Raw genomic sequence first — 19934 nt, 5'->3', positions numbered from 1 at the left:
TTTTTTGTAAAGCAGGAGTCGTCAAATTTCATTTTTTTTTGTAGATCTTTGATAGAAAAAGAGCACTCTGATTAATCAGAGTACCCTATTTGGATAACATTATCATATGTTAAAAATTAATATGTCATTAGTGTAAATATATCATAGCCCTCTAATTTTTTACGACCTTCTAAGTAAGAAAGCTCAATTAAGAAAGCGATTCCTACTACAATTCCACCTAATTCTTCAACTAGGTTGATTGTAGCTTCAATCGTACCACCAGTAGCTAATAAATCATCAGTGATCAGTATACGTTGACCTGGTTTAATAGCATCTTTATGCATCGTTAACGTATTTGTACCATATTCTAAATCGTAGTTGTAGCTAATAACTTCACGAGGTAATTTACCTGGTTTTCGAACAGGTGCAAAACCTATTTCTAAAGCGTAAGAAATTGGACAACCAACGATAAATCCACGAGCTTCTGGTCCAACTATTAAATCAACATCTTTTTCTTTCGCATAAGCTACAATTTGATCAGTTGCTTCTTTATAAGCTTTTCCATCATTCATTAATGATGAAATATCTTTAAACTGAACGCCTTCTTTTGGCCAGTCCGGTACGATCGTTATATAATCTTTTAAATTCATTAAATAAGTGCCTCCCCATTTTCGGAAAAATGACTTTTCATATTTTGAAAAAATGTAGTTAATTCATCACATTTTGAGTACAGAAACAAACGTTCTAGTTCAATACTAGCTAATTTTCTTGCATACGTATTAGATAAAGAGAGATCTTTCTTCTCAGTTTGTGGCAACAAACGAATTTTCCCATCATTCATTGTAACAAATTCTAAATCAAAAAACACCTTTGTCATAAAATCGACTTGTTCTTTTTTCCATCCCATCTTACGACATAATGCCACTTCATACATGTTCATGTCAAATGGATTGGTATTCGCTAAGATTGAATAGAATTTTTTAAAACTTTCTCTACTTGGAATTGGTGAGAAGAAATGTAATTCTTCTTGATTAAAAATTAAGTAGATGCGCTCTGATAACCCGTTACGAAAAACTTCTTTCAAATCATTTTCAGAACTAGGTAAATCAAGTAGGATCACATAATTATTTTGTATATTAATATCTAAGTTTAGTACATCTTCATATGCAACAAACGTAGAAATAGGATATTTAGTCTTTAAATTTTCATATTTATTTGATGATTGATGTAAAAATATAAACTTTTCTTCGGTAAAAGGTAAAGTTAATCGATGTGGCTCTTGACCTCTTAAGTCAAATAACTGCCAATGATTTACTTTAATATCATGTATCATTAACTGTGGCTTTCGTTTACCATTCCATTCGTTAATAGAAGCCATCCCTAAACAAGATACTTTTGATCCACTTGCAATTTCATTAGCAACATGTCCAAATCCAAACCCTACAGCATCAAGGAATGTAACGTCATCTTTTAGTTGTACTTTAAGATGTGCACCTTCATTACCGATTTGTTTAATATTTAGAGCATCAACCTCGTTTATTTCTAAAACAGGTTTTGGATTATGCATACCAAAAGGTGCCAGCATATTTAATTCATTTATAAATGAGATTGAAACTTCACTAGCCTGACATTTTAAATCGACTTCTTTTAATGGGATAAAATCTTCATCTGTCATAATTTGATCTGCATATTCATTTAAACGATGTCTTAATAGCTCGACATCTTCTATTGCCAATGTCATACCAGCAGCAAGTGTATGACCTCCAAAATGAGGTAAAATATCTTTACATTTTGTTAAGTTTTCAAATAGAGAAAAACCTTCAATGCTTCTTGCTGAACCTTTTGCTATTCCTTTTTCACGATCGATACTTAGAACAATTACTGGCTTGTAGAATCGATCAACTAATTTTGAAGCAACGATCCCAACTACTCCTGCATTCCAGCCTTCTTTTGCGACAATAATCACTTTATTTGAACAAGATGAATCAAGCTCGTTAACTTGCTTAATTGCCTCTTCTGTCATACGTGAAACTAATTCTTGACGTTCTTTATTTAGAATTTCAATTTGCTCTGCTCTTTTTTTAGCAAGTGCTCTATCATTTTCTAAAACTAAATCTACTGCAGGCTTAGCATCACCAAGTCTACCAACTGCATTAATTCTAGGTCCAATTGCAAATCCAATTGTTTCTTCGGTTATTGAATCTGTTGTAGTTCCACTAATTTCTAAAAGAGCTCTTAGTCCTTCACGCTTAGTTTGCTTTAGTTGCCTTACACCTTTTTTTACGATTAAACGATTTTCATCAACTAAAGGTACTAAATCAGCAACCGTACCAATTGAAACTAGTTCCAAATATTCCTCCGGTTCTCTACCTAATAATGCGGAAGCGAATTTAAACACAACTCCTACACCAGCTAATTCTTTAAAAGGATAGCTAGGACTTAGCTTTGGATGAATAATAGCAATAGCGTTTGGTAATTCCTCTGGTGGTTCATGATGATCCGTAATAATTACATCCATACCTAGTTTATTTGCAAAATCAACTTCCTCTGCTGCAGAAATACCGGTATCTACCGTAATGATTAATGAATAACCTTGGTCGTTCGCCCATTTAAATGCATCCTTATTTGGACCATACCCTTCAGTAAAACGATTTGGTATATAAAAATCTACTTTTGCTTCTAGTTCGATTAATGTTAAATACAATACTGAAGTACTGCTAACTCCATCTGCATCATAATCGCCAAAAATTAATATTTTTTCATTTTCTTCAATCGCTTGAAATACTCTGTCAATTGCAATATCCATACCCTCTAATAAAAACGGGTCATGAAAGCTCATTTGATCTTCATATAAAAACTTACTTGCTGCATCTACTGTATTAAATCCACGAGTAACAAGTAGTTTAGCTAATAGAGGGGAAATCTGTAATTCTTTACTTAATAATTGCTCTTCTTGGTGATTCGATAATTTCGGTTTCCAACGTGCTTTTGACTTTAACAATACTCTCACCCCTAACTGTACTATTATACTAAAGTAAACTTATTGGATGAAAGAGTTATTTTTATCATTATATGGATTAATATGGACAAAAACATTTTCCACATCATTGTGTTCCATCAACTTTGTTTTAACATTTTTACCGATCTTATGTCCTTCTTCAACCGTTATATATGGGTCTACGGAGACTTTTATATCAATTATGACGTAATATCCGTGTTCTCTCGCATAAAGAGTATTTATTTCCTTAATTCCTTCTATGTTTCTAACGATTTCTTTATATGGTTCAATATCTTCTTCATGAAGGACATGATCCATTGTCGTATGTATTGATTCTGCTCCAATATCCCATGCCATTTTTAAAATCATAATGGCTACAATAAGACCAGCGGCAGGGTCTGCATATAATAGTATTGGCATATTAAATTTAGTACCTAGAATTGCAATCCCAATGCCAATCATAGCTGCAGCAGATGAGTATACATCAGAACGATGTTCATATGCATTAGCGATGATCGCGTCACTATTTAACCTTTTACCTAAAGCATATTTATAGCGAAACATCCATTCTTTTAAAAAGATAGATATAAAAGCCGCTAATAAAGCGATTAACTCTGGTGCATGCACGGGCTTAAAAAATGCAGTTATAGAAGATTTAGTTATTTCAATTCCAACGATAAATAATAGTACAGCAACAATAATTGCAGCGATTGATTCAGCTTTACCATGTCCATAAGGATGATCCTCGTCTGGAGGCATCTTCGCAGCTCTTAAACCAAATAAAACCGCTATCGAACCGACTACATCTGACGCAGAATGTACTGCATCTGCCATTAACGCTTTACTATTTCCAATATAGCCTATAATTGCTTTAACAATCGCTAGAAGTAAATTTCCATATATTCCGATATAAGCCCCTTTCTTGGCTTCTTTATAACGCTCTTCCTGGTTCATATACTTTACCTACTTCCCTTTTTCTAACTCAAAAAAATTACACTAATCATTATTAACACATTATATTAGTATCTTCAAATCATAATGAATTTAATACAAAAAAGAGTATAAGCATGAGCCTATACTCTTTTTAATTTATTTAGCTTCTTCAACATCAATTACTTGGTTTTTATCAAGTTGGCGACCTTTAATAAATAACCAAATTTGTGAAGCGATAAAGATTGAAGAATATGTTCCAACAACTAAACCTATTAATAATGCAAGTGAGAAGTTAAGAATTGCATGGCTTCCGAATAAAAGCAATGCAAGTACTGCTAATAGTACGGTAAGAACTGTTTTAACAGACCGGCCTAAAGTTTGACGAATTGATTCATTTACAACTTGTTTCAATTCTTCTCTAGAACGAATTTTCTTCTTAAGCTTCATATTTTCACGAACTCGGTCAAATGTAACGATCGAGTCATTTATCGAATAACCAACAATCGTTAGAACCGCTGCGATGAAAGTAATATCTACTTCTAATCTAAAAATACTAAACACTACAACAATGAAGAATGCATCATGTAGTAGGGCAATTACTGAAGCAATTGCATATGAGAATTGGAAACGTAATGATACGTAAAGAATGATACCTGCTGACGCGATAATCAATGCTTTAATGGCATTACCTGCTAATTCTCTACCAACAACTGGATCAACAGTACTTACGTTTGGTTCTACCCCAAATTTAGTCGTAAAATCTTTTTTCAAATCATTAATTTGATCTTTTGTTAATACGCCTTTAAATACGATTGAACCTGTTTTTGCATCATTTGTTGAAATAGTAATACCTTCAGGCTTCAAGTTCATTTTTGAAATTTCATCATTAACAACTTGTTTTGTAACTGCTGATTTTGATTCAAATGTTACTCGTGTACCACTTGCAAAATCAATTCCTAAATTTAATCGGAAAATAGAAAGTAGAATAACACCGACAACTAATGTGACAATTGAAAAATAAACAAATTTTCGACCTACGCTTACAAAATCGATTTTATCATATTTTGTAGGAGGATGTGCTAGGTTATGATTTAAACCAAGAATTTCACTTTGTTTAATACCAAACCATGTTTTCTTATTATTTAAGTAACGACTTTGAACTAATAAAGAAAGTAATAAACGAGTACCGAATACTGCAGTTAAAAAGCTTACTAAAATACTTACAATTAAACTTGTTGCAAATCCTTTTACTGAGCTTGTACCGAATGAGAATAATACTACTGCAGCAAGTAGAGTTGTAATATTAGCATCAAAAATCGTTCCAAATGAACGCTGATTTCCTGCACGATACGCAGATGCAACTGATTTTCCTAGTTTTAGCTCGTCCTTCAATCTCTCAAAAGTGATAATATTGTTATCAACCGCAATACCAACACCAAGTATTAATGCAGCTATACCAGGAAGTGTTAATACTGCATTCATGCCGTCAAATACTAGTAATGTTACATAAGTATATGCCATTAACATGATGCTTGCGATTAAACCTGGTAAGCGATAGAAATAAAGCATAAATAAGAAAATTACTGCCACACCAATAATTCCAGCAAAGATTGTTTCATGAAGAGCATCTGTACCAAATTTTGCACCGATTGATGTTGAATACATTTCATCAAGGTGTACCGGAAGTGCCCCTGCATTTAATAAGTCTGATAGTTCTTTTGCACTTTCAACCGTAAATGTAGAGCCTACAATAGAAAGTGAATCGTCTGTAAATACTTGATTTACACTAGCTGCAGATAAGAATTTAGGTTTTGCTTTTGCAGATTCCTTTTTGAAAGAGTCTTTTCCTTCTTTGAAATCTAACCAAATAACCATCATATTATTTGGAGCACCCATTTTTAACACTTTACTTGTAACATCTTTAACCTTAGAAGCATCCTTAAATGTGATTGATACACTAGGTTTACCCATTTGGTCAAATGTTTGCTTTGAAGCGCCTTCTTTTAAATCCGCTCCAGTCATCAGAACCTTATCATTTACGTCACGAATTGTTAAATTCGCTTCTGTCGAAAGAATGTCACGAGCTTTAGCTTGATCTTTTACACCAGCTAATTGTACACGAATACGATCTTTCCCTTCGATTTGAATGTTTGGTTCACTTACCCCTAATACGTTTACACGTTTTTCAAGGGCTTTTGCTGTACTTACTAAAACATTTTTGTTAATTTTGTCACTCTTCTTAATCGGTTTAACTTTATAAAGTACCTCGAAGCCGCCCTGTAAATCCAGACCAAGCTTAATATTTTTCGCTGTACCAAAAACAGTTGTTCCGACTACTGCTGCTAATACAGCAATAATTAAGAAGAAGGCAACAATTCTGTTACGTTTCACCATGTTGTGAATTTCCTCCTCTAACTAGTTCAAGTTCTAGTACGAAAATGGTATGTTTTCATTCTTATATTATACAAATGCAATTTTTTTATTGTCAATTAATGGTTAAAGTGACTCAAACTGCCAAGTAGGTGATTTAAATGCTTCGATTCGAATATAATTCATATAATCGTTTACAGTTAATGAGAGTATGTCTTCTACCAGTTGAAAAAGCTTTGGTTCGTCCTCTTTCTTTCGCCATAAGGTTCTTTCAAGGCATTCCCATAAGTCATCCTCACTGACAGTATCGAATCCAAGCATTCTAAATTCATCCAGTTTACTTTCAATTACTACCTGTAGCTTAGGTTTAAATTCTGCAGCTTGTTGATGAAAAGTCGACATACTCTTCCCCCCTAATTTTCTGTATTTTTAGAAAAATGATTTTAGACTTTCATATTCATTTCCTAGATGTTGAACTAACTTGTCATGCTTGCCTACATTTCTAGCATATATATAATTGTAAATCATTCTAGGCTGTTTGAGAAGGTGGTAAAAGTAATGACAAAGCAAACGTTTTTAAGAGGAACGTTTTTTTTACTTATTGCAGGGCTCATCACAAGAATATTAGGGTTTTTTAATCGTATTGTTGTAGCAAGAATAATGGGTGAAGAAGGCGTAGGATTATTTATGATGGCAGTCCCGACACTATTTTTGGTCATGACGCTTACACAACTTGGCTTACCAATTGCCATCTCAAAATTAATTGCAGAAGCAGTTGCTCAAAATAGACAAGATCGGATAAAAAAGATTTTAGCTGTTTCAATGTCAATAACTGGCATATTAAGTATTATTTTTACAACAGCAATGATATTTTTATCCCCTTTTATTGCTAAAAACTTATTAACAGACGAAAGGACTATGTACCCACTAATTGCAATCGCACCAGTTGTTCCAATTATTGCAATCTCATCAGTTTTACGTGGATATTTTCAAGGCGTACAAAATATGCGACCTTCTTCCTTTTCCCAAGTTATTGAACAAGTTGTTCGTATTGTACTAGTTGCAGTTTGTACTAAAACTTTTTTACCATATGGAGTTGAATTTGCCGCTAGTGGCGCCATTATCTCTTCAGTATTAGGAGAATTAGCTTCTTTAATTTACATGCTTTATGTTTTTAAGAAAGAAAAAAACGCAAAGTTCATTTCTGGATTTAAGAACAATATTAAAGATGGAAGAAAAACTCTTAGCGACCTATTAAGTATTGCTCTACCGACAACTGGAAGTCGTTTAATTGGTTCAATATCAATGTTTTTAGAACCAATAGTTGTCTCACAAAGTTTAGCGATCGCAGGGGTAACCGCAGCTGTTGCAACTAAACAATATGGATTACTTGCAGGATACGCTTTACCTCTATTACTTTTACCAGCGTTTATTACTTATGCACTATCTACAGCACTTGTGCCAGCTATTAGTGAGGCCATGGCCAAAAAAGATCGTGTAACTGTTGAAAGAAGATTGCAGCAAGCACTACGCTACTCAATGATTGCGGGTGGTTGGTCTGTTGTTGTTTTATACGTCTTTGCCTCACCGATTTTAACACTAATGTACAAAAGTGACCAAGCTACGAATTTTATATTACTTTTAGCACCTTGCTTTATTTTTTATTATTTCCAAGGACCATTACAAGCTGTATTGCAGGCACTTAATCTTGCAAATTCAGCCATGATTAATAGCTTTGTCGGTTCGGTCGTTAAAATTGCTAGTATTTTATTACTAGCTACAAATCCAAAGTTCGGTATTAACGGTGTTGCCTTAGCTATGAATATTAGTATTGTAACAATAACAGTTCTTCACTATTTCACTGTATTAAAGGCCATCAACTTTTCAATTTTTGTTAAGGATTATGTTTATTGTCTAATCATTTTAGGAATTTGTATTTATGTCGGAAAATTCATCAAAGAATACGTCGTTTTTTCATCCTCTTTATTAGTACAAACCTTGGCAAGTATTTCTGTTGTCACATTAATGTATATCTTATTAATTCTATTATTTAACTTAGTTAAGAAAGATGAGATCATCCGAATCCCATTCTTTAAAAAGCTAATTACAAGATAATAGTTCATAACAAAACCACAAAGTAATTAATGTACTTTGTGGTTTCATGTTGTTGAAAAAAGAATTTGTCAATTAAATTGTTGGATTGATCATTGATAAGTAAGTTGTGTGTCATGATTTCCACTACAGGGTGCTCGCTTTCCATGGGGCGAGACCTGAGCCTCCTCGGCTCCGCCTGTGGGGTCTCAGCCTTCCCGCTACTCCCATAGGAGTCGAGCACCCTTGCGTTCCAATCAGCTCTTTATAAAAAAATAATAACCTTAAAAACAAAAGAATGTTCAATCGAACAAATGAATTACCCTTTATTAATCATATTGCAATATGATGACGACTTAAACATCTTTACAAATATTGATCGTCAAAAAAGAAGATAGTTAAATTTTTGCAAGTTAGTTAAAACATTTATATACAAAACCACTTGTTTATCAAAAAAATGACAGATCAAAACAATAATAAATAGACTTTTTTTCAATGAGATTCATTTAATGTTTGTATTTTTCAATAATTATTCGTCTTTCTTATCAAAAAATATTTCTCCTCCTCGTAAGCTACAATAAGATACTTGTTTAAATTCATCATATCCGTGTTTTTTTAACTCTTCTAATAACCATTTTTTATCTTTATGATACTGATTTAAATTATCTTCTTGTACGATACCATCTAATATTAGTGGAAATGTGAGTGAACTATAATTTATATCACCGTTTATTTCCTTTTTAAATATTGATAATTTTCCTGTAGGCTCTAGTAATGCATAATCAACATCCCTTACATCTCCAATATCCTTCTCTCTTAGTTGTAGCAATAGATCATCAAATGTGTATCTTTGTTTTTTCATCTCTTTCTCTAGTACTTTTCCCTTACTAATAATTAATACTGGATGTCCATCTAATATTTTTCTAAACATAACACTTTTTAATGAGATAAGAGAAAAAATTATTTGTATAACCACAATTAAAAACATTGGATAAATCACTTTTATAATCGGTTCATTGTGGGTTTCAATTCCGATAGCTGCTATTTCAGTTAACAAAATATAAACTACCAAATCTAACAAACTTAACTCCCCAATTTCTCTCTTACCCATTAATCGAAAGAAAAGTGCAATGATTAAATAGATTGAAATCGTCCGAATCGTCATAGAACCTAATTCCATTTTACTAACCCTCACATCCAAAACTTGTTGATTTTCAAAAAAATTGATCTTAAGCTAGCGCTTGACACCTGTAAATATGAGTCCAAATCCTACTAATTTCCCATAAAGAAAATAATAGTAGAATTTTGTTCATAATTTTACTATTTGTAATTGTCCTATAAGTATTCTAAAAATTCATCTCATGAATATGCTTGTATTAAAAGAGTGTACAAGGGGGAATATGAATGAAAAAAACAGCTGTAGCTGTCTCTTTTGGCTTTTTAACTATTCTATTATTAGTATTGTCAATTAGTTTGATTTTATCATTATTACTTAAACTAACTTCACTTACAGAAGCAAGTGTCACGACAACAACTCTTATCCTATCATTTATCGTTATGTTAATTGGTGGTTTTGTTACAGGAGCAAAAGGGAAAGAAAAAGGTTGGATTCTTGGATTATTAACGAGTGGAGCGTATTCTATTTTTGTATTTTTTGTACAGTTTCTTGGCTATGACCGAACTTTTTCACAGGAACAAATAATGTATCATGGTATTTTCTTAGGTGTTTGTATGTTAGGCTCAATTTTTGGAGTGAATGCGGCAAGTAATAAATCTTATAATAAATAATGTTTTTCAGATTTTTGACAAGCGCTTGCAATCAGTCTGATAATCAACTTTTTTTGAGTTATATCTAAATCGCTTGAGATTTAATTTAAATTTCTTACAAAATAAACAAAACGCTAGTTTCCAAAATGGAACTAGCGTTTCTTACGATACAATTAATTAAAATTAAGCTTGTGTTCTTGTTTCACGAATTGCGCTTTTTTCAAATACCATACGTGATCCATCAGTAGTTTTTAATGTAATTGTATTATTTTCTTCGTTAATAGCATCAACTAATCCGTGTAATCCACCGATTGTTACAACCATATCGCCTTTGCTAATTCCAGCTTGCATAGAAGCTGTTTGCTTTTGACGCTTTTGTTGTGGACGGATTAGTAAGAAGTAGAAAACTATGAACATTAATATTAGAGGTAAAATCCCCATTAAACCATTACCCATCTTAATCTTCCTTTCAATATGTAAATTTTAGAAGTTCCTAGCGTTCGGCTTATTAAAACCGTATTGTTCAAAAAACTCTTCTCGGAAATCACCTAAACGGTCTTCGCGGATTGCTTGGCGAACTTGTTCCATTAATTGTAACAGAAAATGTAAGTTATGGTAAGTAGTCAAACGCATTCCAAACGTCTCTTCGCATCGGATTAAATGGCGGATATATGCTCTTGTATAGTTTTTACATGCATAACAGTCACAATTAGGATCAAGTGGAGAATAGTCCTCTGCATATTTTGCATTCTTTATAACTAATCGTCCTTCGCTAGTCATACATGTACCATTACGAGCGATACGCGTTGGAAGTACACAGTCAAACATATCCACACCTCGAATTGCGCCATCAATTAATGAGTCAGGAGAACCTACTCCCATTAAATATCTTGGTTTATCCGTTGGTAGGAAAGGAGTCGTAAACTCTAAAACTCTATTCATTACATCCTTAGGTTCACCAACTGATAATCCACCAATTGCATAGCCTGGGAAATCTAAAGAAACTAAGTCTCTTGCAGATTGTTTACGAAGGTCTTCGTACTCTCCCCCTTGAACAATTCCAAATAATCCTTGATCTTCTGGTCTTTGGTGAGAATTTAAACAACGCTCTGCCCATCTACTTGTTCTCTCAACTGAACGTTTCATATAATCATACTCAGCAGGGTATGGTGGACATTCATCAAACGCCATCATGATATCAGAACCTAATGCATTTTGAATTTCCATCGCCTTTTCTGGTGAAAGGAATAATTTATCGCCATTTAAGTGATTTCTGAAATGTACGCCCTCTTCTTCGATTTTTCGGAATTGACTCAAGCTAAATACTTGGAATCCTCCTGAATCTGTTAAAATTGCACGATCCCAGTTCATAAATTTATGTAAGCCACCAGCTTTTTTAATAATCTCATGACCAGGTCTTAACCATAAATGGTAAGTATTACTTAAAATAATACCTGATCCCATTGCTTTTAAATCTTCAGGAGCCATTGTTTTAACAGTGGCTAAAGTTCCAACAGGCATAAATGCTGGAGTTTCAAATGAACCATGTGGAGTATGGACAATTCCTAATCTCGCACCTGTTTGTTTACAAGTTTTAATATGTTCATAACGAATTGCTGTCATTTTTCGATTCCTTTCAATTCTTAAAGTATTAACATTGCATCGCCAAAGCTAAAAAAGCGATATTTTTGATCTACTGCTTCTTTATAAGCAGATAAAACTGGTTCTCTTCCTGCTAAAGCACTAATCAGCATAATTAGAGTTGATTTTGGTAAATGGAAGTTCGTAATCATCCCATCAATTCCCATAAATTTATATCCTGGGAAAATGAAGATAGACGTCCAACCACTAGCCCCTTCAAACTTACCATTATTAGCTGTAGCAATCGTTTCAACTGTACGAGTAGAAGTTGTTCCGACAGTAATGATTCTACCACCGTTTGCTTTCGTTTCATTTAACAGTTTAGCCGTTTCATCAGACATATAGTAGTATTCTGAGTGCATATCATGTTCTTCAATTGATTCTACACTTACTGGTCTAAATGTACCTAAACCTACATGCAATGTAATAAATGCTAACTTTACACCTTTTTCTTGAACTTTAGCTAAAAGTTCTTTTGTAAAATGTAAACCTGCAGTAGGCGCAGCCGCTGAACCAATTTCTTTTGCAAATACTGTCTGATAACGATCTTTATCTTCTAATTTTTCTTTAATATATGGAGGAAGTGGCATTTCACCTAGTTGGTCTAAGATCTCATAAAAAATCCCATCGTATTGGAATTTTAATTTTCTTCCACCTTGATCACTAGAACCTACACATTCTGCCTTTAATCTGCCATCTCCAAATAAAATGATTGTACCTTCTTTGACTCTTTTAGCAGGCTTTACTAATGTTTCCCATACATCCTGCTCTTCTTGTTGAAGTAATAATACTTCAATTTGAGCACCTGTATCTTCTTTTACACCAAATAATCTAGCAGGCATGACTTTTGTTTCATTTAAAACTAAACAATCGCCCTCTTGTAAATAATCTAACACATCAGGAAACTGTTTATGCTCTACATTTCCTGACTCTTTATGCAATACCATTAGTCTCGATGCTTCTCGGTCCAACAAAGGAGTCTGAGCAATCAACTCTTCAGGTAAATCAAAATCAAATAAGTTTACATCCATTTCTACACACCTCATAAATTTCAGGAGTAAGGAGAAAGGGAGATTATCCACAATTCCCTTTTCCAAACTCTATTTATTCCTACTCACTTATTTTCTCCCAAATAGTGAAAAAATAAGTGAGAGTAAAATACTTATGATAATACAAGTTACAATCGGAAAGTAAAACGATACATTCCCTTTTTTTATAAAAATATCGCCTGGAAGTTTCCCAACAAATCGAATAAACAATCCAACAACTAATAAGATAATTCCTAATGTAATTAAAATTTTTGACAAATCAATCATTGCTCTGGCACCTGCAACCCGAAATGTTTGTATGTTAAATCAGTAACAATTCGTCCCCTAGGAGTCCGCTGAAGAAAGCCAATTTGAAGTAAATATGGCTCATATACATCTTCAATCGTTTGTGACTCTTCCCCAATTGAAGCTGCAATCGTATCAACCCCAACAGGACCACCTCGAAATCGCTCAATAATCGCTAGTAACAATTTATGGTCGATATGATCTAGACCTGCTTCATCTACCTGCATTTGAATTAAAGAGTCTTTAGCTATTTCAAAGGTAATGATTCCACTCCCTTGAACTTGAGCAAAATCTCTAACCCTTCGTAATAAACGGTTTGCAATTCGAGGTGTACCTCGAGACCTTCTAGCTACCTCTAAAGCAGCGTCATTTTCAATTCCCATTCCAAATAACTCTGCTGTTCTTTTAACGATCAATGCGAGCTGTTCAACAGTATAAAATTCTAATCGATTTAATACTCCGAAACGATCTCTAAGTGGTGAGGAAAGGAGACCTGCTCTAGTTGTTGCACCTATTAATGTAAATGGTGGCAACTCAATTCTTACCGACCTAGCAGTTGCATCCTTTCCAATTACGATGTCAAAGAAAAAGTCTTCCATTGCTGGATAAAGTACTTCTTCTACTGTTCGAGGCAATCGGTGAATTTCATCGATAAATAATACATCACCTGGTTGAAGTGAAGTCAAAATAGCTGCTAAATCTCCAGTACGCTCAATCGCTGGTCCTGAAGTCGTTTTGAATCCAACACCTAGTTCATTCGCAATAATCGCTGCTAAAGTGGTTTTACCTAATCCAGGAGGACCGTATAATAGAACATGGTCTAAAGACTCATTTCGCATTTTTGCAGCTTCAATAAAAACTTGCAAATTCTTTTTAACTTTATCTTGCCCTATATATTCCCTTAATGATTGAGGCCTTAGTGAAAGCTCTTGATCAAATTCCTCGCCACTACTTTCACCAGATAAAATTCGGTCATCCATTTTCATCACCTCTTAGCTTGCAATAGTAATTGAAGTGCTTTTTTAATATATTCATCAGTTGAAAGTTTCTCATTCTTTAATAACGGTACGATCTTTTTAACTTCTTTTTCTGCATAGCCTAATGCTTTTAATGCTTCAATTGCATCATCTAATGAAGATGCTGCACTTTCTTTCTCTTCAATAGCATCTAGGTCAGTAAATAAATCGACTTGAACTGCTCCAAAGACTTTTTCAAGTTTTCCTTTTAAATCAAGGATCATTTGTCTTGCTGTCTTTTTACCAACACCAGGAAATTTTGTTAAAAATACCTCGTCCTCTTCTTCTATCGCATGAACTATTTGATTTGGCTCTCCAGTCGCAACAATTGCCAAGGCACCTTTAGGACCGATTCCTGACACACTTAACAATTTTTGGAATAAAGTACGTTCATCTAGTGTTTTAAAACCATATAACATCATAATATCTTCTCTTACATAATGATGTGTATAAACTTTTATGATTTCATTTGAAGGTCTAAAAACATATGGATTAGGTGTAAATAATTGATAGCCCATTCCATTATGATCAATTACTATATATTCCGGTCCAACCCATTCTATCTTTCCAATTATGTATTCGTACATGGTTTTCTCCCCTTTTTACATGTATTCCATTGTACCATAGATAGAAGAAGGAAAAAAATAGTCGGCTGTCGAAAATAAAAATTTTATACATATGATTTAACGAAAAAGTTTCTATAAAAATGACTAATAAATTTAGCAAAATTTTAAAAGCTACATACTTAAGAAAATCCATAGGGAGGCCATTCGATTTGAACATGTTTCCAATTCTAACTACAGAGCGACTTTATTTAAGAGAAATTAAAGTCACTGATCTTAATCGAATGTTCAATATTTTATCAAGAGAAGATGTCACCAAATATTATGGACTAGATGCACTAAAAAATAGTAGTGAAGTATTGGACGTAATTCATTATTTTAGAGAAATGTACGAAGCGCGCAATGGCATCCGATGGGGGATGATTGATAATGAAACAAACAAATTAATCGGAACATGTGGATTTACTGCCTACCAAGAACGAAACAAAAGGGCTGAAGTTGGCTATGAACTACACCCAGACTATTGGAGGAAAGGTTTTGCGACAGAAGCTTTAAAAGCATTATTATCTTACGGATTTGATATTCTTCAACTAAATCGGATTGGAGCGATCGTTTATCCAGAAAATCTACCTTCCCAAAAACTTCTTGAAAAAATAGGATTTACGAATGAGGGTCTACTACGCGAGTATTTAATACAAGGTAGTTCAGTGCATGATACTTATGTTTATTCAATTTTACGAAGTGAATGGGAAAGAATTGAGGAATTGGAAGTTCCAGATAGAAAAAATGACTCGAACCATACAAATACAAAAAATCCACATGGAAAATGAATTACCTTGTGGATTCTTTTTTATATGATATTTTAGATCGTCGTCCGATTGACCATCGTTGAATTCCGAAATTTAATTTACGATTCTTTCATACTCTTTTAAGTAATGTAATAGATACTCGTAATGATTTTTGGTCGAAATTTTAATCCCTTTTTCAAGCTGCTTTTGTTTATTTACTTCTAATCTATTCGTATCTATTTGAAAAAAAGATTCAATAATATTATTACCACTTGGCACTCCAATATATAAATTCAAAACTCCCTTTGAATTTATTCCTAAATAACCTTTCGACTTTAAAGTAGGTGAAAGATCATTTATTTTTTTCAATAGTACGATTTGATCATCGTTTTCTTCAATGACTTTCCAACCCTTAAATTCTTTTTTTACTTGACCCAACGTTTTGTGTTGATTAATATAAATTTCCTCAATGACTTCACCGTTTATATATACTTTATGTAAAATGATTGTAATTCCCTTTTTGTTAGAACTCTGATGAAGATCATTATGAGCCGCCAATGTTTCAGTTTGTGCCGGTATTAATAAAGCTAGTAAACAAACAAATATTAAAATGAACTTTTTCACAAACATCCACTCCTTTAGACAAAATCATACAAGCTTTTTTAGTTTGACCATTCCTTTTTTCTTTATCCAAGATGTTTATAATTTTTATATGTAAATGGCCATTAATCTTCTAAACAAAAAAACCTAAAGAGTTGTCTTTAGGAAAGGGGGATGAAATGAACATAATTGAAATTTTATCTTTAATTACCAGTTGTATTTTCAAATAGAGATATAAAAAAATTAGGTGCCACTTCAATTTTCTTATGAAATTTAAAACCAGAAGTTTTATATAAATTAATGGCTGGTATGTTATCTGAACCTGTTGAAACAATTACCTTTTTCTTTTTGGCAATTTCATTTAAAAAATAATTAACTAATTTTCTTGCAATGCCCCGATTAAAGCAACTAGGATGTACTACTAATCTACATATTTGATATTCGTTATCGTCTTCTGTATAGGCCAAAAATCCTTTTAAATCATTCTCAATCACATAACCGATAAAAATTTCTTGGGAATCTCTAATACATTCGACATTGTCATTTAATTGTGGTATTCCTTCAAAATTGATTAACTTTGCTTCTACCTTATATGCGGGTAACTGTACATTTAAAATTAAATTTGCCATTTTTTTATCTTTATTGTCTAATTTAAAAATCAAAATTTTCTCCTCCTAATCCTCTGACCCTTAATCCTGCCCTTTTGACAAACCATTTAGGATATAAAAATTAAATAACTCAGTAATTTTTTTAGGACTTAGAGCTTCGTGCTCTTTCTCCCAATCAATTTTAAGTGTTGTATAAAGTCGAAACATTACCAAAGCAGTTATTTCGGGATCACATTCAACAATTTCTTTCTTTGCTATTGCTTCTTCAATTTTTTTCTGTATGTATAGAATGATTGATTGATTCAATCGTTTTAAAGCATCATGTACTATATTCGTTCCAATTTCTCTTTGTTCCTGAAGTAACTTTATTGTTAATTCATGTTCATTATGAAAAGCAATAAAAACTTCAATTCCTTTATGAGCTTTTTCAATGAATGAATCTTCATCATGAATGGATTGTTCAGCTAAAAATTTCATTTCAGTAATCAAATTATTGATGATTTCATCAAACAATTCTTCTTTATTTTGGAAGAAAGTATAGATCGTTCCCTTTCCAACATTTGCCTGTTTTGCGATTTGACTCATTGTAGTTGCTTTATAGCCAAAAATGGTAAATGACTTTGTGGCAGCTTGTAAAATATTTTGCTTTTTCAAAAAACTCACCTCAAATTCTCGTATTAACCAATTGACCGCTTCGAACTTTTGGTCAATATAAAAATCACTTTACCATATTGTTTAACCCTCATCAAACGAATTGTTAAACTATTCTAAGAACTAAAAGGTTCTTATTTTCGATTATCAAATTAAGAAAAGTTTTGTAAGTTGCAAAGAAACAAGAGATTTATGTAACTGTAATTATCATTTTTTGGATAATTTATTAATTGTATTAATTGTTAATATGATTGAGCAATTTTATGATTCCAATAACTAATTAATGTTCGATGTTAATTGACCTACAAACTTATTAATAAACAACTGTTAGTTTACTCTAAGTAAAGGCTATTTGATTAGGATTTATTGCAGACTTTTTTAATGAATAAGTTGATGGGAACGAAAGGGGTGCTCGACTCCTATGGGATAAGCGAGAAGGCTAAAGCCCCCGCAGGCTCGCTGAGGAGGCTTAAGAATCTCGCCCCATGGAAAGCGAGTATCCCGTAGTGGAAATCATTATCACTATACTCCTTTTACGAAAATTTGATATGGTTGTTTGTTTTTCAACAGCGTGAAAAGGAAGAAGCAAAGAGCTTCTTCCTTTTCAGTGTAAAAAATTGATTATTATCGGTTTGGATTAGTTGCATCCTTAACATCATTTTTTACATTACGATACATATGTTTAACATTTTCTTTTGTATCGTATAATACATTTTTAGTGGCATTTGGAACATTATTTGTAATGTTATTTAAATTATTTCTAATTGTTCCATCAAATGTTACATATACTTTTTTACCACTCGTGTATGGTGATAAAGCGTCTTTGATTTTTGATCGAAATGCGCTTTCATCAACATTTTTATTTACCAAATCTACTGCAACAAGAACCTGATCACCAACAGCAACCGTGCTTGCTTTGGCTACATTTGACATTTGTTCTACTCGTTTAGAAATTTGGTCCGCAAACTTTCGTTCACCAGCATTCATATTAGTATTTGTACTAATATTTGTATATGGTACAAGAGGAGCTGTGTTTAAATCGTTATTATAACGAACTTGATCCATCGTGTAGTTTCTATTCATATTGTTGACATTTCTTCCATATGTTCCGTTATGGATTACGCCATCATTAGAATACTCACTACTTAAGCCTTCATTTATACGATCATTTCCGTAGTGATTATTTTTCTTTGTGAAATAATCTTGGTTATTAGGATAGTTTACGTTTTCATAACGATAATTAACCGCATAAGGGTTTGTCGGTCTATTGAAGTTTACTTTTTCATAACCAACATTTCTTTTATGGTCATTCATGGCATTATTGTTTGTTCCACAAGCAGATAATGTTAAAACTGTTAGCACCGTACCTGTAGCAACGATAAGACCTTTTTTATTCAATATAAAACCCTCCCTTTAATTACAGCTAATTGTAATACTAAAGTTGTATTACAAAGTTAGGTTGACCTTTTTAGGTGGATTTTAAATTGTTAATTGATGGTTCGAAACTCATTTTAAGTAAAAAAGTGGTCTTTAAAGGATGTTACATGAGAACTAATTTCTAATCCAATTAATTCCTGTATTAAAATAACTAAATAAAAAAAAGACGATTAGTAATTAATCGCCTTTTTAAATAAAATTCTTTATTGTTCATCTTCCTCAAAATAAGGCACTCCGTAGGAAGACTGATTTTGTGCATAAGGAGTAAATAATTGCGAATTTGGATCAAAATAAGGTTCTGATGCATCACGATACATTGGAGTCGGTCCTGTAGCATACGGTGAAACAACTGGTCCGCCTTGGAATTTTGGATAGTCCATAGCTGGCATTGTTTGTGGGAAGTTTTCATTTGGTCCCATATATGCCGGCATTGTTGCTGGGAAATTTGCGTTTGGTCCCATATATGCTGGCATTGTTGCTGGGAAGTTCGCGTTTGGTCCCATATATGCTGGCATTGTTGCTGGGAAGTTTTCATTTGGTCCCATATATGCTGGCATTGTTGCTGGGAAGTTTGCGTTTGGTCCCATATATGCTGGCATTGTTGCTGGAAAGTTTGCGTTTGGTCCCATATATGCTGGCATTGTTGCTGGGAAGTTTTCATTTGGCCCCATATATGCCGGCATTGTTGCTGGGAAGTTTTCATTTGGTCCCATATATGCTGGTAATGTTTGTGGGAAGTTTCCGTTCGGTCCCATGTATGCCGGTAATGTTTGGGCTACATTTGGATTCGGTCCCATATATGCCGGTAGTGTTTGCGCATTATTTCCTGGCATTGGTGCCGGTAATGGCATTGGTGCTGGTAATGGTGTTGGCATCGCAGTTGGCGGAACTGGTGCTTCTCCAGTTACTCCTGGCATCATCGGCATAGCTCCAAAACTCGGTAATGTTGGTAATGCCCCTCCTTCACCACGTGGATAAAAAGGATAATTTGAGTTTGGTCCCATATACGCTGGTAATGTTTGTGGTGCATTTGGTCCCATATATGCCGGTAATGTTTGTGGTGCATTTGGTCCCATATATGCCGGTAATGTTTGCGGTGCATTTGGTCCCATATATGCCGGTAATGTTTGCGGTGCATTTGGTCCCATATATGCCCGT

The 19934-nt window shown here is 33.4% G+C and carries 19 protein-coding genes and 1 pseudogene; 3 read left to right on the top strand and 17 right to left on the bottom strand.

Annotation, left to right across the window (positions count from 1 at the left end; genetic code table 11):
• Nucleotides 1–116 precede the first annotated feature (116 nt).
• The 5 genes from ACFVR2_RS00700 to ACFVR2_RS00680 form a co-directional block, all read right to left on the bottom strand.
• Nucleotides 117–629 carry an adenine phosphoribosyltransferase gene (locus ACFVR2_RS00700; protein WP_387357979.1) on the bottom strand — a complete coding sequence of 171 codons (513 nt, stop codon included), beginning with the start codon at nucleotides 627–629 and terminating at the stop codon, nucleotides 117–119.
• Nucleotides 629–2980, bottom strand: a complete 2352-nt coding sequence (gene recJ, locus ACFVR2_RS00695; protein ID WP_387357978.1) for a single-stranded-DNA-specific exonuclease RecJ — start codon at nucleotides 2978–2980, stop codon at nucleotides 629–631. The genes ACFVR2_RS00700 and recJ overlap by 1 nt, the downstream gene beginning before the upstream one ends.
• Before the next feature lie 39 nt (nucleotides 2981–3019).
• Nucleotides 3020–3931, bottom strand: a complete 912-nt coding sequence (locus tag ACFVR2_RS00690) for a cation diffusion facilitator family transporter (RefSeq protein ID WP_387357977.1) — start codon at nucleotides 3929–3931, stop codon at nucleotides 3020–3022.
• A gap of 135 nt (nucleotides 3932–4066) precedes the next feature.
• Nucleotides 4067–6304, bottom strand: a complete 2238-nt coding sequence (gene secDF, locus ACFVR2_RS00685; protein ID WP_387357976.1) for a protein translocase subunit SecDF — start codon at nucleotides 6302–6304, stop codon at nucleotides 4067–4069.
• Nucleotides 6305–6406: 102 nt separating this feature from the next.
• Nucleotides 6407–6682 (bottom strand): post-transcriptional regulator, encoded by a 276-nt coding sequence (locus tag ACFVR2_RS00680; RefSeq protein WP_387357974.1) that lies wholly within the window; start codon nucleotides 6680–6682, stop codon nucleotides 6407–6409.
• Between the two features lie 156 nt (nucleotides 6683–6838).
• Between ACFVR2_RS00680 and spoVB the strand changes: the two genes are divergently transcribed.
• On the top strand, nucleotides 6839–8395 hold the full coding sequence (spoVB, locus tag ACFVR2_RS00675) for a stage V sporulation protein B (RefSeq protein ID WP_387357972.1): 1557 nt from the start codon (nucleotides 6839–6841) through the stop codon (nucleotides 8393–8395).
• 505 nt (nucleotides 8396–8900) lie between these two features.
• Here the strand turns inward: spoVB and ACFVR2_RS00670 are convergent.
• Nucleotides 8901–9551 (bottom strand): DUF421 domain-containing protein, encoded by a 651-nt coding sequence (locus ACFVR2_RS00670; protein WP_335412581.1) that lies wholly within the window; start codon nucleotides 9549–9551, stop codon nucleotides 8901–8903.
• Between the two features lie 224 nt (nucleotides 9552–9775).
• Here ACFVR2_RS00670 and ACFVR2_RS00665 point away from each other — a divergent pair, with 224 nt between their 5' ends.
• A complete protein-coding gene (locus tag ACFVR2_RS00665; RefSeq protein WP_069035161.1) occupies nucleotides 9776–10159 on the top strand; it encodes a TIGR04086 family membrane protein in 384 nt (127 codons plus the stop codon).
• Between the two features lie 162 nt (nucleotides 10160–10321).
• Here ACFVR2_RS00665 and yajC read toward each other — a convergent pair whose 3' ends face one another.
• The 6 genes from yajC to ruvA all read right to left on the bottom strand — a co-directional run bounded on the left by yajC (nucleotide 10322) and on the right by ruvA (nucleotide 14716).
• Nucleotides 10322–10594 carry a preprotein translocase subunit YajC gene (gene yajC, locus ACFVR2_RS00660; RefSeq protein WP_387357969.1) on the bottom strand — a complete coding sequence of 91 codons (273 nt, stop codon included), beginning with the start codon at nucleotides 10592–10594 and terminating at the stop codon, nucleotides 10322–10324.
• 27 nt (nucleotides 10595–10621) lie between these two features.
• Nucleotides 10622–11761, bottom strand: a complete 1140-nt coding sequence (gene tgt / locus ACFVR2_RS00655; protein WP_056472622.1) for a tRNA guanosine(34) transglycosylase Tgt — start codon at nucleotides 11759–11761, stop codon at nucleotides 10622–10624.
• A 20-nt stretch (nucleotides 11762–11781) separates the two neighbouring features.
• On the bottom strand, nucleotides 11782–12810 hold the full coding sequence (gene queA / locus ACFVR2_RS00650) for a tRNA preQ1(34) S-adenosylmethionine ribosyltransferase-isomerase QueA (RefSeq protein WP_387357967.1): 1029 nt from the start codon (nucleotides 12808–12810) through the stop codon (nucleotides 11782–11784).
• An 87-nt stretch (nucleotides 12811–12897) separates the two neighbouring features.
• On the bottom strand, nucleotides 12898–13095 hold the full coding sequence (locus ACFVR2_RS00645; protein ID WP_056472616.1) for a DUF2905 domain-containing protein: 198 nt from the start codon (nucleotides 13093–13095) through the stop codon (nucleotides 12898–12900).
• Nucleotides 13092–14093, bottom strand: coding sequence for a Holliday junction branch migration DNA helicase RuvB (gene ruvB / locus ACFVR2_RS00640; RefSeq protein WP_387357964.1), 1002 nt, complete (start codon nucleotides 14091–14093; stop codon nucleotides 13092–13094). Before ruvB ends, ACFVR2_RS00645 begins: the two co-directional genes overlap by 4 nt.
• Nucleotides 14094–14098: 5 nt before the next feature.
• The gene (ruvA, locus tag ACFVR2_RS00635) at nucleotides 14099–14716 is read right to left on the bottom strand and encodes a Holliday junction branch migration protein RuvA (RefSeq protein WP_387357961.1); all 618 of its coding nucleotides are present in this window, start codon (nucleotides 14714–14716) and stop codon (nucleotides 14099–14101) included.
• Nucleotides 14717–14910: 194 nt separating this feature from the next.
• Between ruvA and ACFVR2_RS00630 the strand changes: the two genes are divergently transcribed.
• Nucleotides 14911–15522, top strand: coding sequence for a GNAT family N-acetyltransferase (locus ACFVR2_RS00630; protein ID WP_387360410.1), 612 nt, complete (start codon nucleotides 14911–14913; stop codon nucleotides 15520–15522).
• Between the two features lie 72 nt (nucleotides 15523–15594).
• On the opposite strand, the gene ACFVR2_RS00625 is transcribed toward ACFVR2_RS00630, so the two are convergent.
• The 5 genes and pseudogenes from ACFVR2_RS00625 to ACFVR2_RS00605 all read right to left on the bottom strand — a co-directional run.
• Nucleotides 15595–16104 (bottom strand): BofC C-terminal domain-containing protein, encoded by a 510-nt coding sequence (locus tag ACFVR2_RS00625; protein WP_387357959.1) that lies wholly within the window; start codon nucleotides 16102–16104, stop codon nucleotides 15595–15597.
• A gap of 179 nt (nucleotides 16105–16283) precedes the next feature.
• Nucleotides 16284–16742, bottom strand: a complete 459-nt coding sequence (locus ACFVR2_RS00620; RefSeq protein WP_387357957.1) for a GNAT family N-acetyltransferase — start codon at nucleotides 16740–16742, stop codon at nucleotides 16284–16286.
• Nucleotides 16743–16769: 27 nt separating this feature from the next.
• On the bottom strand, nucleotides 16770–17351 hold the full coding sequence (locus tag ACFVR2_RS00615) for a TetR/AcrR family transcriptional regulator (protein ID WP_387357955.1): 582 nt from the start codon (nucleotides 17349–17351) through the stop codon (nucleotides 16770–16772).
• A gap of 612 nt (nucleotides 17352–17963) precedes the next feature.
• A complete protein-coding gene (locus ACFVR2_RS00610) occupies nucleotides 17964–18737 on the bottom strand; it encodes a YhcN/YlaJ family sporulation lipoprotein (RefSeq protein ID WP_387357953.1) in 774 nt (257 codons plus the stop codon).
• Between the two features lie 242 nt (nucleotides 18738–18979).
• Nucleotides 18980–19934: pseudogene (locus tag ACFVR2_RS00605) on the bottom strand (hypothetical protein); the annotation flags it as partial.

It is taken from the genome of Gottfriedia sp. NPDC057991, from assembly GCF_042886615.1.
Classification (GTDB): Bacteria; Bacillota; Bacilli; order Bacillales; family Bacillaceae_G; genus Gottfriedia.
Note: the sequence above shows the minus strand (reverse complement) of the source record. Positions and strands in the feature narration are given on the sequence as shown.

Coding starts and splice junctions, on each gene's coding strand:
- spoVB (WP_387357972.1), top strand. CDS start 6,839: ATGACAAAGCAAACGTTTTTAAGAGGAACGTTTTTTTTACTTATTGCA.
- yajC (WP_387357969.1), bottom strand. CDS start 10,594: ATGGGTAATGGTTTAATGGGGATTTTACCTCTAATATTAATGTTCATA.
- ACFVR2_RS00690 (WP_387357977.1), bottom strand. CDS start 3,931: ATGAACCAGGAAGAGCGTTATAAAGAAGCCAAGAAAGGGGCTTATATC.
- ACFVR2_RS00680 (WP_387357974.1), bottom strand. CDS start 6,682: ATGTCGACTTTTCATCAACAAGCTGCAGAATTTAAACCTAAGCTACAG.
- queA (WP_387357967.1), bottom strand. CDS start 12,810: ATGGATGTAAACTTATTTGATTTTGATTTACCTGAAGAGTTGATTGCT.
- ruvA (WP_387357961.1), bottom strand. CDS start 14,716: ATGTACGAATACATAATTGGAAAGATAGAATGGGTTGGACCGGAATAT.
- ACFVR2_RS00700 (WP_387357979.1), bottom strand. CDS start 629: ATGAATTTAAAAGATTATATAACGATCGTACCGGACTGGCCAAAAGAA.
- ACFVR2_RS00630 (WP_387360410.1), top strand. CDS start 14,911: ATGTTTCCAATTCTAACTACAGAGCGACTTTATTTAAGAGAAATTAAA.
- secDF (WP_387357976.1), bottom strand. CDS start 6,304: ATGGTGAAACGTAACAGAATTGTTGCCTTCTTCTTAATTATTGCTGTA.
- tgt (WP_056472622.1), bottom strand. CDS start 11,761: ATGACAGCAATTCGTTATGAACATATTAAAACTTGTAAACAAACAGGT.
- ACFVR2_RS00670 (WP_335412581.1), bottom strand. CDS start 9,551: ATGGAATTAGGTTCTATGACGATTCGGACGATTTCAATCTATTTAATC.
- ACFVR2_RS00645 (WP_056472616.1), bottom strand. CDS start 13,095: ATGATTGATTTGTCAAAAATTTTAATTACATTAGGAATTATCTTATTA.
- ACFVR2_RS00665 (WP_069035161.1), top strand. CDS start 9,776: ATGAAAAAAACAGCTGTAGCTGTCTCTTTTGGCTTTTTAACTATTCTA.
- ruvB (WP_387357964.1), bottom strand. CDS start 14,093: ATGGATGACCGAATTTTATCTGGTGAAAGTAGTGGCGAGGAATTTGAT.